At 55.9% G+C, this 12719-nt stretch carries 13 protein-coding genes; 10 read left to right on the top strand and 3 right to left on the bottom strand.

Annotated elements, in window-relative coordinates; all coding sequences use genetic code 11:
- The first annotated feature begins 81 nt into the window (after positions 1-81).
- Together aroH and E1H13_RS06490 are read left to right on the top strand one after the other, a co-directional pair.
- Positions 82-471 carry a chorismate mutase gene (gene aroH, locus E1H13_RS06495; protein ID WP_169612595.1) on the top strand — a complete coding sequence of 130 codons (390 nt, stop codon included), beginning with the start codon at positions 82-84 and terminating at the stop codon, positions 469-471.
- Between the two features lie 13 nt (positions 472-484).
- The gene (locus E1H13_RS06490) at positions 485-1111 is read left to right on the top strand and encodes a CBS domain-containing protein (protein WP_169612594.1); all 627 of its coding nucleotides are present in this window, start codon (positions 485-487) and stop codon (positions 1109-1111) included.
- A gap of 11 nt (positions 1112-1122) precedes the next feature.
- Here the strand turns inward: E1H13_RS06490 and crtR are convergent, their stop codons facing one another.
- Complete coding sequence (gene crtR, locus E1H13_RS06485) at positions 1123-2010, bottom strand: beta-carotene hydroxylase (RefSeq protein WP_169612593.1); 888 nt, start codon at positions 2008-2010, stop codon at positions 1123-1125.
- A 389-nt stretch (positions 2011-2399) separates the two neighbouring features.
- Here crtR and pyk point away from each other — a divergent pair, with 389 nt between their 5' ends.
- On the top strand, positions 2400-4187 hold the full coding sequence (pyk, locus tag E1H13_RS06480; protein ID WP_169612592.1) for a pyruvate kinase: 1788 nt from the start codon (positions 2400-2402) through the stop codon (positions 4185-4187).
- A gap of 316 nt (positions 4188-4503) precedes the next feature.
- Here pyk and psaM read toward each other — a convergent pair whose 3' ends face one another.
- Complete coding sequence (gene psaM, locus E1H13_RS06475; RefSeq protein ID WP_169612591.1) at positions 4504-4599, bottom strand: photosystem I reaction center subunit XII; 96 nt, start codon at positions 4597-4599, stop codon at positions 4504-4506.
- Between the two features lie 133 nt (positions 4600-4732).
- Between psaM and phoU the strand changes: the two genes are divergently transcribed.
- From phoU to argB, 7 genes are all read left to right on the top strand, one after another.
- Positions 4733-5413 carry a phosphate signaling complex protein PhoU gene (gene phoU / locus E1H13_RS06470; RefSeq protein WP_169612590.1) on the top strand — a complete coding sequence of 227 codons (681 nt, stop codon included), beginning with the start codon at positions 4733-4735 and terminating at the stop codon, positions 5411-5413.
- A 337-nt stretch (positions 5414-5750) separates the two neighbouring features.
- A complete protein-coding gene (locus E1H13_RS06465; protein WP_169612589.1) occupies positions 5751-5897 on the top strand; it encodes a hypothetical protein in 147 nt (48 codons plus the stop codon).
- A 135-nt stretch (positions 5898-6032) separates the two neighbouring features.
- Positions 6033-8417 carry a ribonuclease R family protein gene (locus tag E1H13_RS06460; protein WP_169612588.1) on the top strand — a complete coding sequence of 795 codons (2385 nt, stop codon included), beginning with the start codon at positions 6033-6035 and terminating at the stop codon, positions 8415-8417.
- 159 nt (positions 8418-8576) lie between these two features.
- The gene (locus E1H13_RS06455; protein WP_169612587.1) at positions 8577-9215 is read left to right on the top strand and encodes a flavin prenyltransferase UbiX; all 639 of its coding nucleotides are present in this window, start codon (positions 8577-8579) and stop codon (positions 9213-9215) included.
- A 32-nt stretch (positions 9216-9247) separates the two neighbouring features.
- Positions 9248-10360, top strand: coding sequence for a hypothetical protein (locus tag E1H13_RS06450; protein ID WP_169612586.1), 1113 nt, complete (start codon positions 9248-9250; stop codon positions 10358-10360).
- A gap of 47 nt (positions 10361-10407) precedes the next feature.
- Entirely contained in the window at positions 10408-10974 is a 567-nt protein-coding gene (locus tag E1H13_RS06445) for a shikimate kinase (protein WP_169612585.1), read from the top strand.
- Positions 10975-11212: 238 nt separating this feature from the next.
- The gene (gene argB / locus E1H13_RS06440) at positions 11213-12118 is read left to right on the top strand and encodes an acetylglutamate kinase (protein ID WP_169612584.1); all 906 of its coding nucleotides are present in this window, start codon (positions 11213-11215) and stop codon (positions 12116-12118) included.
- 109 nt (positions 12119-12227) lie between these two features.
- Here the strand turns inward: argB and E1H13_RS06435 are convergent, their stop codons facing one another.
- Positions 12228-12638: an EAL domain-containing protein gene (locus tag E1H13_RS06435; protein WP_347404130.1), complete on the bottom strand. Its 411-nt coding sequence runs from the start codon at positions 12636-12638 to the stop codon at positions 12228-12230.
- Positions 12639-12719 lie beyond the last annotated feature (81 nt).

The following is a 12719-nucleotide window of genomic DNA, read 5'->3' as shown; positions in this document are numbered from 1 at the left end:
CTGCGATCGCGCCCCTCTGCTGCCGACATACAGCGTCACCATTAGGGGCGTGGCCGCTTAGGAATTTGGGAGGGTTTGAGCGTGGACTGGCAAGTCAGGGCAATTCGAGGGGCAGTAACGGTACCAGAAAATACGGAAACGGCCATGGCCGATGCCGTTACAGAACTCTTAAGTGCCTTAGAAAGCATAAATCAGCTTGATCTGAGCCATGTCATTAGCGCCACCTTCTCCGTCACCCGGGACCTAGATGCGGTATTCCCAGCGGCGATCGCCCGTCAGCGCCCCGGTTGGGATGATATTCCCCTGCTAGATGTGCAGCACATGTATGTGGAAGGTAGCTTGCCCCAATGTATTCGGGTACTACTGTACGTGCAGCTGCCTGCTCGGACGGCCAAGGTACAGCATGTGTATCTACGGGAGGCCCAAGATTTGCGGCCAGATTTGAGCATCCGCACTCTGGGATTGGTTTAGCAGGGCACCTCCAATGGTCAAAGTTTCAGAGATTATGACCCGGTCAGTGATCACCATCCGGGGTTCCGCCCCAGTCGCTGCAGCGCTGCAACGGATGTTGCAGCAAGGGATTCACGCTCTGGTGGTCGATCGCCAACATCCCCAAGATGCCTACGGCATTATCACAGATACCGACATCGTTACCCGCGCCCTGGCCTTTGGACGGGATCTGAAGCGACTGCGGGTTTACGAGATTATGAGCAAGCCCTGTATTGTGGTCAACCCTGATTTAGCGGTTGAATATGTTGCCCGTCTGTTTAGCAACACCGGCATTTCCGTAGCCCCAGTGATTCAATCAGAGCTATTGGGCATTGTCACCATCACTGATTTGCTCACCCATGAGGCGTTACTCTCAAACCCCCAAGAAACTCAGTTGACCGATCAGATTGACCAGGCGATCGCCCTGGCCGAGCAGACCTGTCAGACCTTTGGCAAACAGTCGCAGCAATGTGTCGAAGCCTGGGCCAAAGTCGATGCCCTGCAAACAGAGTGGGCCTACCAAACCCAAACCCGCCTTGACCAAACCGCTTACGATGCTTTTAGGGCATCCAATCCAGATGCCCTAAAGTTAGAAGACTACGACAACTGGTGTAGTGGCTAGGGGCCACTATACTAGTGCCCTTTCAGGCGAATCCCCAGGAACAAATCATAGAGAAATCCAAAAAAGTCCTTCATTTTCAGCAGCCCTAACGACTGGGGCGAGCCTTTCTCGTCGAGGAGGGGCCGCATCACCTCGTAGGTGGGCTTGTACTTGTACCAGGGCACCGACGGCCAGAGATGATGCACCAGGTGATAGTTCTGCCCCATAATCAACACATTTAGGACGGCACCAGGGTACACCCGCGCATTTTTCCAGCGATCGCGCTCTTGAAAGGGACGATGGGGCAGATAGTCGAAGAACAACCCCAAGGCAATCCCCACCACCAGGGCTGGAGAGAACCAGTAGTTAAAGATGTAACCCATGAAATCAAACTGCCACGCCATAAGCACCAGCAGGACCACGGCGAACCGGCCCAAGAACCACTCCAGCAGTTCCCAGTTTCGCCAGAGCCGCCGCTTGAAAAAGTAAACCTCGTGGTAAAAGAACCGGGCTGCAATCAGCCACAGGGGTCCCCCGGTGGAGACAAAATGATCAGGGTCATTTTCCGGATCGTTCACATGGGCGTGGTGCTGTAAGTGCACACGGGTAAACACCGGAAAAGAAAAGCCCAAAATCAGGGCACTACCATGACCCAACAGGGCATTAACCGTGCGGTTACGGTGGGCCGAATTGTGGGACGCGTCATGGATGACTGTTCCAGACAAATGTAACGACAGTACGTTCATCAAAAAGACAAACCACCCAGCCCAGCCCCAAAGGAAATAGCCCGTCGTTGACAGGGTTATCAACCCCGCAGAGGCCATAAACATTAGGGTATTCGGGCTCAATCCACCTTCTGTTTTCAGTAACTCAGGGGGAACTGTTTTTCGTACCGTCAGGGGCTCAGCTGCCGCCGACATGTTATATCGCTCCTACACCAGTGTCTTCAGCAGTATAGTCGACTACGCAGCGATAATAAAGTTTTGTGACGGGTATTCAAGGGGTTTGGTGCCAATCAGCGACCGACTATAACCATTCTGCCCGCATCGTGGCCATACATAGGGTAGGTGCCTCGCTCTCGCCTGCATGGGCAAGGGGCATGTCTTACCTGCCTGAATCAACTGGGATTGCTATGGCAGGTGCAAGTAATATCTAGGGCGCTCCGGGTGTTGCCAGTTGAAATGGCTGAGGTTGCCAACCCCAGCAGGAATTGCGAAAGCCAATCCCATTCATGCTAGTATCCCTTTGCTCTGGTTGTCGTCGCAAAGATCAGACCTGGACCGGGGAAACCTGAATGGGAATAGCACCTATGTCACTGCCCACTAACCTGCGCCGCACCAAAATTGTTGCCACCATCGGCCCGGCGACTCAACATGCCGATGTGTTGCGATCGCTGATTGAAGCCGGCGCCACCACCCTGCGGCTCAACTTTTCCCATGGTAGCCATGACGACCACCAGCGCAGCATTCGACTGATTCGCCAACTGTCCTTTGAGCTCAACCAACCAGTGGGCATTCTGCAAGACTTACAGGGGCCTAAGATTCGGCTGGGCAAGTTTGAACAGGGGTCAATTCAACTCACTAAGGGAGACCCCTTCGTCCTCACCAGCGAACTGATCATGGGCAATCAGCAGCGGGCTGCGGTCACCTATGACAAGCTGGCCCAAGAAGTTCCGGCAGGAGCCACCATTCTGCTAGACGATGGTCGGGTGGAAATGCAGGTGGAGTCTGTCAACCCAGAGACCCAAGAGTTGCACTGTGGAGTTGTGGTCGGCGGTACCCTGTCCAACAATAAGGGGGTCAACTTTCCAGGGGTTTATCTATCCATCAAGGCCCTCACCGACAAAGACCGGGAAGATTTGATGTTTGGGCTCAATCAGGGGGTCGACTGGGTCGCCTTGAGCTTTGTCCGCAATCCCCAAGATGTGCTGGAAATCAAGGAAATTATCGCGGCGGCGGGCAAGCATGTCCCCGTGATTGTCAAGATCGAAAAGCACGAAGCGATCGAGCAAATGGAGGCGATTCTCTCCCTGTCGGACGGGGTGATGGTGGCCCGGGGGGACTTAGGGGTCGAACTACCGGCAGAAGATGTGCCCATTTTGCAAAAGCGGCTGATTGCCACCGCCAATTCCTTGGGAATTCCGGTGATTACCGCCACCCAGATGCTCGATAGCATGGCGGGTAACCCTCGCCCTACCCGGGCAGAAGTGTCTGATGTGGCCAATGCGATTTTGGATGGCACCGATGCGGTGATGCTGTCCAACGAAACCGCCGTGGGTCAATATCCTGTGGAATCTGTGGCCACCATGGCCCGCATTGCCATCCGCACTGAGCAAGAGAAAACGGTGATTAAAGACCTGGCTGCAGCTGGTGCCCGGTCTATTCCCAACGCCATTAGCCATGCCGTCAGCCGTATTTCTGCCCAGCTACAGGCAGCCGCCATCATGACCCTGACCAAAACTGGGGCCACCGCTCGCAACGTGTCAAAATTTCGACCCCAAACACCGATTTTGGCGGTTACACCCCATGTGCATGTGGCCCGTCAGCTCCAGCTGGTGTGGGGGGTACGGCCGCTGTTGGTGCTGGATTTGCCCTCCACAACCCAAACCTTTCAAGCGGCTATGAATGTGGCCCAAGAGAAAGCTCTGCTCCATGACGGTGATCTGGTGGTGTTAACAGCGGGCACCCTACAGGGGGTGTCAGGGTCCACAGACCTGATTAAGGTGGATGTGGTTACAGCGGTGCTGGGGCGCGGGGTTGGTATTGGCGAAGGCTCAGTCAGTGGTCGGGCCCGGGTGACCGCCAACAGTGTGGATGTCAGTGACTTTAACGACGGGGAAATTTTGGTGGTGCCCCATACCACCGCCGATTTTGTCGATCTGATTCGGCGATCGGGGGGAATCATTACCGAGGATGGTGACCTCACAGGCCACGCTGCTGTGATTGGCCTGCGTCTGGGCGTGCCCGTAATTGTCGGGGTAAAAAATGCCACGGAAATTATTCGCGACGGGGCGATTTTGACCTTAGATGCCCGCCGTGGACTGGTGTACTCTGGGGCTTTAGGCCCGGTCAGGAATGAACCGGCGATGACCCTGTAGCTGGGTAGCCCTAGCTCACAATAAGCCCGAAATAGATAAAGAATACCCCGAGGCTGAGGGCAGCTCGGGGTAGGCATTGTTAACAGGATAAATTTGCCTGGGTTGCGAATGCCTGGGGGACTTTCCAGGCCTCATGCTTAGCCTTGTTGAGGCTTGAACCATGGTCATAGTATCTAGCAACAAAAACCATGACCAAACCTGATCGTCCTACAAAAGGACACACTTGGGACAAATATGTGATTACACTATTTATCTGTCCTAATTATCTGTCCTGATTTCCTGAGTCAGGAAACAGCCGTCAGAGCCTAACCTTAACCTACTTATAAAGTTCGGTAGAAAGGCGAAATGCCAAAATACCAGGTAGTAGGGCCAAAGCCAAGGCAATAAAGATCTGGGTCTCAGAAAGGGGCATGGAAATACTCCTCTAACGTCTAGACTTGATTGTTAACCAAGATGGCAACTTCCGTGATAGCTACCTCAGCAACTGTTACAGAGCTTAATTGTTCGTGGGCTTGGTGCCGGACGATAACAGGATCGACAGGGATATGAACACCACCGTGGTAACTGATGTGGATACGACCCAACCCAAACGCAGTGACTTTGAACGGCAACTGCTGCGCGTGCAGCGCGATTTACTGCGGATGGGGGCGCTGGTGGAAAATTCTTGTGTGTTGGCCCGTGACGCTCTGTGCGATCGCAACCTAGAGGCGGCCCAGCGTCTCAGTGACCACGACAAGCGGGTGGATCGCTTCTACCGGAAAATTGAGGTGGACTGTATGCACCTACTCACCCTACAAACCCCGGGAGAGGAAGATTTACGACGCATCGGTGCCTTTATGCAGATGGTGCGTGACCTGGAGCGGATCGGTGACTATGCCGAAGACATTGGCGAGGTAGCCATTAAACTGTTTCCCTATCCAGTGCCACCGCTGATTGGCCGGGTCCAGACTATGCTCGATCGCTGTCGATCGATGGTGGCCATGAGTTTGCTGGCACTCTCTAATTTGGATGCCCAATCAGGGTTAGACATTAAACAAAAGGATGACGCCATCGACGCCGACTACGAGGAACTCTATGCCCAGCTAGCCAATCAAACGAATTTGGTGGGCTCTGTGGAACCCACCGTGTTGCTGGTGCTAGCCATTCGCTACCTAGAGCGGATCGCCGATCATGCCACCAACATTGGTAAACGGGTGGCCTACATCGTCACCGGGGAGCGCACCTGAGCGGATTCCGGCGATAGTTGGCGGCGTACCTCAGGCTTTGCCCCTTGAACCGCAGCCCTCACCCCCTTTACCTGACTGGGCGAAACTCATGGCTTGTTACCCCCCGCAGACGGGCAATTTTCTGCTGCCTTTACAAAAGGTTACTTGGTATTGACAAAAAGATTTGACAGGCTTCCATTTTTTGAGACATTGTAAGTAGAGTGCCATGCCCTCTTACTAAAAGCCTGAGGTGATGGCCCTCTGAGCCTCTTTGGGTTTAGGCAGGGCAGCCATCAGGGAGCACCAAGTCGAAGGCATCTAGCCGTTGGCAGGCTATTTCCCCTTGACGCAGTGGCGAATGGTTGAACTCAAGCAGGGGTTGGCGCATTATTATAGGCGGCAGTCAGCTTCGCTGTTTGGGGCTGTGCCTGCTTATCCGCTCACCCGGCTCAATGGCCGATCGCGGATATTGACGGCGGTTGACCGCCATGGGGCTATTGATTAAGCCGGTTTTGGGTGCTTCCTCGTTGCCACAGGAGGTTCGACTGCCGGGCTGTAGCAAGCCTAGCCATCTATAGGGTTAGGCCACCGTTGCAGGATTGTCTAGAGAATGAACAAGATTTAGGAACTTGGTCGCTACATGGAATTTTCGATTGCGGCGCTGCTAGCGAACTTTGATAAACAGAAAACCCTGACGCTAAAAGCCTTAGAAAAAAAGCTTCACTGCACCAGTGAAACCAGCCAGCGAGACTTGCAAATTGCGGTAGATGCCTTAGAGCGGCTGGGCATTTTGGTCAAGGAGCGGGGTAAGTACCGCCGTCAGCTAGACGAGGAGGTGATTGAAGGCAAGCTACGCTGCTCTAGCAAGGGTTTCTGCTTTGCGATCCAGGACGAGGAAGGGGCTGACGATATCTATGTCCGGGAGAGTCAGCTGAACACGGCCTGGAACGGCGATCGCGTATTAGTCAAAGTCACCAAAGAGGGTAGTCGTCGCCGCAGTCCTGAAGGGGAGGTGCAGTTGATCCTAGAGCGGGCGAATGCTTCGGTGCTAGCTCGGGTGAAACAAGAGGAGAGTGACTACCGAGCGGTGCCTCTGGACGATCGCCTCCTATTTGAGCTGGCCCTGGTGGCCAACGGTACCGATTTGCCAGCCGCCGTGGATCAGCTGGCCCATGTGGAAATTGTCCGGTACCCCCTGGGGCAACACCCTCCCCAAGGACGAGTTGCTCAAATTTTGGGTAGCAATGCCGAAGACGCCTCTGACATTGACATTGTCTACTGCAAGCACGACCTGCCCCGCAGCTTTTCTGACGCGGTTTTGGCTCAGGCCGAAGCCCTGCCCAACCGGATCAAGAAAGCGGAACTCAAAGACCGACTTGATCTACGCGATCGCCTCACTGTCGCCATTGATGGCCCCAATGCCAGGGTGATCGACGATGCCCTCACCCTAGAAAAGCTGGATAACGGCCACTGGCAGTTAGGTATTCACATTTCGGACATTGCCCACTACGTAGAAGCCTACTCTCCCATTGACCAGAGTGCGGCCAAGCGAGGTACCTCGGTGTACCTGGGGGATGAGGTCATTCCCATGCTACCTCCCCCTCTGTCGGGTTCCCTGGGCTCTTTACTGGCTGGAAAGGATCGCTTAGCCCTGTCGGTGCTGGTTACCCTCGATGACAGGGGGCAAGTTCTAGAGTATGAGGTGCAGCCCTCGGTGGTATGTGTGGACCACCAGATCACCTACCAGGAGGCCCAAGCGGTGCTGGTGCGAGATGATAGCGATGCCATCAAGGCGTTGGATATTAAACCCAAGGCCCTGAAAGGGTTGGAGCCGATCTTCGACTTGATTGACAATCTGCTGTACCTCAGCCAGGCCATCAAGCGACAGCGACTTCAGCGGGGGGCATTCGAGCTTAACCTGCCCGAGTATGACTTCCCTACCGATGCAGGGGAGGTGCTGGCCCACTACCGTTCCCCCAAATTCCAATACGATGATGAGGGGTTGTTAGGGGTAATGGTGGTTTCCGCCGGGCTGCCCTCCCGCGCCATTGTGACTGAATGTATGCTGCTGGGGAATCAGTTAGTGGCCCAACATTTAAAGGCCCTAGGGGTACCTGCCATCTACCGTTTACATCGGGCTCCCGAGGCCAGCGACGTACAAGAGTTGGTGAAGCTGGCAGAAAATATGGATATTCAGCTTACCATTGCCGACGAAGAGTCTCCCCAACCCAAGGACTATCAGCAGTTTGTGGAGCAGTTTGCCGAGTCCAAGTCAGAAAAAATTCTGACTTACCTGCTGTTGGAAACTATCCAACCAGCCTTTTACAGTACCCATCCCGACCTCCACTTTGGGCTGGCCCTAACCGAGGGCTACACCCACTTCACCTCCCCCTCCCGTCGCTATCCAGATTTATTGGTGCATCGCATTCTCCATGCGGTGTTTGAGTCTGGCCGCGATCGCCGCTCTACCCGCTCCAAAGATCGCGTTAACCTGCGCCATAGCTCTTGCCACGGCCAGATTAACTGGAATGTTCTGCCCCCAGATATCCAGCACGAATTTGAAGATGACATGGGTCGCATTGCCATTCACCTGACTGAACGGGAGCGCCTGGCCCAGGAGGCGGAGTCAGACCTGGAGGGGCTAAAAAAAGCAGAATTTATGCGCTCCCACACTGGCGAGGTCTTCCATGGCCTGATCACGGGGGTGCAGTCCTATGGTTTCTTTGTGGAAATTGAAGAACTGCTGGTAGAAGGGTTGGTCCATGTCAGTTCTCTGAAGGATGACTGGTACGAGTACCGTTCCCGCCAGCAGAAGCTGGTGGGGCGCAAGAATCGCCAGCAATATCGCCTGGGGGACCAGGTGGATGTCCAGGTGAAGAGCGTGGACTACTATCGCCAGCAGATTGACCTGGTGGCGGTGGGCGGCGGCAGCCAGGCCCCCGAGGACGACGAGAACGGCTACAGCGAAGACGACAACGGTGAGCCCCTGGGCGACGAGGCCTCGGCCGATAACAGCGAAGAGTGAGCCTGAGGGGGGAGGCGAGAGCCAGCAGCGGGTAAAGGAGCGACCTAAGCCTCTGGGGTGTACGGTACGCTGAGCAATGGATTGGCGCAGCGGTCCCTAGGTTCGTTAAGATACATAAACGATCTGGCCAGCGTGATCAGAGCAGTTTTGGCACATTCCATGGCCCCCTCTTCCCCCCCTCCCGTCATTGTTGGTGTTACTGGCGCGTCTGGGCTGGTCTACGCCGTTCACACGATCCGGCACCTGCTCAACGCTGATAACGCCATCGATCTGGTGGCGTCTAAGGCTTGCCAAATGGTGTGGCAGGCAGAGTTGGGCATTCACATGCCCCTTGACCCCGACCGGCAGGAGCAGTTCTGGCGTGACCAGGCGGCTGTGCCCAATGCAGGTAAGCTCCGCTGTCATCCCTGGGGGGATGTGGGGGCCACGATTGCCAGTGGCTCGTTTCGCACCCTGGGGATGGTGGTGATTCCGTGTAGTATGAGCACCGTGGCTCGCCTCGCCGCTGGTATGAGTTCTGATTTGCTGGAGCGAGCCGCCGATGTGCAGCTTAAAGAAGGGCGCAAGTTGGTGGTTGTGCCCCGTGAAACCCCCTTCAGTCTGATTCACCTGCGTAACCTGACCACCCTGGCGGAGGCCGGGGTGCGGATTGTGCCAGCTATTCCTGCCTGGTACCACCAGCCTCAAAGCATCGATGACCTGGTAGATTTTGTGGTGGCCCGCGCCCTTGACCAATTGGATTTAGATTGTGTACCCCTGCGCCGCTGGCAAGGGCATCTAACCCCTGAGTCACGATAGGATGGGCACAGCCCTTGTATGAACCTTGACCCATGGTCACCGCACGTCTTGCCATTGTTTTGCTGGTGCTAGGGACGGTGTTGCTGCTGATTGTGCAAAACACAGCTCCAGCCCTGCCCCTGGTCTTTTTGGGGGCCAGAACCCTAGCATTGCCCGTGGGAATCTGGCTGGGCCTGGCGATCGCCCTGGGCGCCCTCACCACCGTAGGGCTGACCGCAGGGCTAACTTTTAGCAGACCCGGGAGAAAAAGCGGGCGATCGCCCGCCTACAAGTACAAGGCCCAACCCTTTTATGAGCCCACCAATCCTGACGTTACCGGGGCCAGTGCTCCCAGTGCTGATGCCGCCAACCAGTCATCGTCTCGCTCTAGCCGCCGCGATCGCCCCAGTGGGGAATGGCAGGCCTGGACTAACCTGCAATCCCCGAACCAGTGGAATGACTGGGAGACCTTGAGTCAGGCCCACCACCAGGCTCAGGCTTCACCCTCCCGCTCTGCCCCTGGCCAGACAGGCACAACCACCTCCTTTTGGCCGACGAACTGGTTTGGCAATCGCCAGGCCGCCCAAAAGCAGCAGATTGATCAGTCCTTTGAAGAACTCACCCAGGACTGGGGCGACATGGAAAGCCGGTCCTATACGGCCCCTGGAGTGAGCCCTGTGGAGGATAGCCTCGACGACATCAACCAGGGCTGGGATGATTACCCTGCTCCGCCCCCCCCGGACATTGAAGCCCCCCAGAGTCCGAAACGGGCTTACCGAGATGGATCGATTTATTCCTACAGCTATCGCCAGGGGGATGCCCCCGGCCAGACCGATCGCATCTATGCCCCCGCTGATGATCAGGATGCCTCCACCTATGGGGAGGAGACCGCTGATGTCTATGGCCCAGCAGACTATGGCCCAGCGGACTATGGCCCAGACGATAGTAACTACGATACTTCCCCCAACGCCCCCTCTGCCCCCCTCGATGATGATCCATTAGACGATGATCTAGACGATCCAGAAATCGCCGAAGATGGCGTTGTCGATGCCGACTATCGGGTGATTATCCCCCCTTATCAGCCCCCAGAGTCCAGTCAGGCTGGCAGCGATTGGCATGGGGAAGACGATGATTGGGATGACGCTGACGATGCCCTAACTCCCTAACCCCCGATACCCTACTCTCTCCACGTCAAACCTTTGCCCTAACCCCCATGACCCTGTCCCAACACCTGAAAGGCATCAACCTGTATCTGATTGGCATGATGGGGGCTGGCAAAAGCAGCACCGGTGCCCAGTTAGCGAAAGCCCTGGGCTACCACTTCTTTGATACTGACTCGGTGCTGGAAGCTGCCGCTGGGCAGACCATTCCCGAAATTTTTGAGCACCAGGGGGAAGCTGCCTTTCGCCAGCTAGAGACAGCCGTACTGGCGCAACTCGCTGCCCACCGACGGTTAGTGATCGCCACCGGCGGTGGCATTGTTACCCAGCAACATAACTGGAGCTATTTACACCACGGCATTGTGATTTGGCTGGATGTGCCGCTGACGGTGCTGCGCAGCCGCCTGGTGGGGGATATGGGCCGACCACTGTTGCAAAGGGGGGACTGGGAAGCCACCCTAGCCCAGTTGATGGCTCAACGACGGCCGCTTTACGCCCAGGCAGATGTGCAGGTCACCATTGACGACAGTGACCAGGGGGTAGAGACGATTGTTGAGCGTATCCTGACCTTAGTCGAGAAAAGAATTCGGCCCCCGGCGGATTCAGCCATGGGGAATTGATACACTACTGGACAGCGCCAGCCAGGTAGCTAGCGGTCTGTCAATCCAGACGTGACGGTCAACAGGGTCTGCGGTTCACGGTCTACGGTTCACGGTCTACGGCTCGCCTTAAACCGCATACCGTGAACCGTGAACCCTAAGTCAACTCTCTCGTCTTTTTTTGACTCAACCCTAGGCTTAACGTCTAGCACCTGTCTCTGTCGTCGTGATCTGTCTAGTTCTTCACCGATTGAGGTCCATGGCTCAAACTCCTTCTTCCCCCGCAGGTGATATCCACGAAACTGAAGCCACTCGGGTCCGAATTCTGAGCGAGGCCTTGCCCTACATTCAGCAGTTTCGGGGGCGCACGGTGGTGGTCAAATATGGCGGTGCCGCCATGAAGGATGGCCGCCTCAAGGCCGATGTGGTGCGCGACATTGTATTTATGGCCTGTGTGGGTATCCGTCCGGTGGTGGTCCACGGCGGCGGGCCAGAAATCAATATTTGGTTGGGAAAGTTGGGCATTGAGCCCCAGTTTAAAGATGGGCTGCGGGTGACCGATGCCCCCACCATGGACGTGGTGGAAATGGTGTTGGTGGGGCGGGTCAACAAAGAACTGGTATCGCTAATTAACCAAGCTGGGGGCAAGGCCGTTGGCCTCTGCGGTAAAGACGGCAACCTGATCACCGCCCGGCCCCAAGGGTCAGAAGGGGTGGGGTTCGTGGGGGAGGTGAGTAACATTTCCCCCGGCATTATCAAGTCCCTGGTGGAAGCGGGCTATATTCCAATTGTGTCGAGCGTGGCCAGCGATGATACGGGCCAGGCTTACAACATTAATGCCGATACCGTGGCCGGGGAAATCGCCGCCGCCCTGGGGGCCGAAAAGCTGATTCTGCTCACGGATACCAAAGGTATTTTGGCAGATTATACTGACCCTTCAACCCTACTGGCCAAGCTGGATATTCAGCAGGCTCGTCAACTAATCGATACCGGCGTGGTGGCCGGAGGCATGATTCCGAAGGTGAACTGCTGCGTTCGATCGCTGGCTCAGGGGGTCGGCGCCGCCCACATTGTGGATGGTCGGGTACCCCATGCGCTACTGCTGGAAATTTTCACTGATCTGGGCATTGGCTCGATGATCGTGGCCTCGGAGTTTCGGAACTAGCTGCATTACCCGCCAGGGCAGACACCCCGGTCTGCCCCCATCCCCCCATCCTCCCCATCCCCCCTTCACCTCCCCACCTCCCCATCCCCCCATCCTCCCCATCCCCCCTTCACCTCCCCACCTCCCCATCCCCCGACACCCGGGTCCGTAGGTATTGGCTAAACTGACTGGTACTCAGCGGCGGGGTGAATAGATTCCCCTGACCAAACTGACATCCCAGTTGGTTCAACGCTTGCCGTTGGGCCTCATGCTCGACGCCTTCGGCAATGACCACCAGATCAAGATGGGCGGCCAGACGAATAATGGCTTCCACAATGCCGTACTGCTGAGGGCTGCGGTGAATGTCGGCAATGAAACTGCGATCGATCTTGAGGGTATCAATCGGTAGCTGCCGCAAATAGCCCAGGGAAGAATACCCCGTACCAAAGTCATCGATGCTGAGGCGAATGCCCTGCTCTTGTAACCCTTGGATCAACTGCACCACCTGCTTAGGGTTTTGCATGACCACGGTTTCTGTAATTTCGCTTAGCGGGTGACAAGGGGACTCAAAGCTTCAGGGGACAATGCTTTGAGAGAATAGGAAGGACAAAAAATAGGGAGT

This window comes from Nodosilinea sp. P-1105 (assembly GCF_012911975.1).
Classification (GTDB): Bacteria; Cyanobacteriota; Cyanobacteriia; order Phormidesmidales; family Phormidesmidaceae; genus Nodosilinea.
The sequence above is the reverse complement of the archived record's forward strand: the minus strand, read 5'-3'. Positions and strand labels throughout refer to the sequence as shown.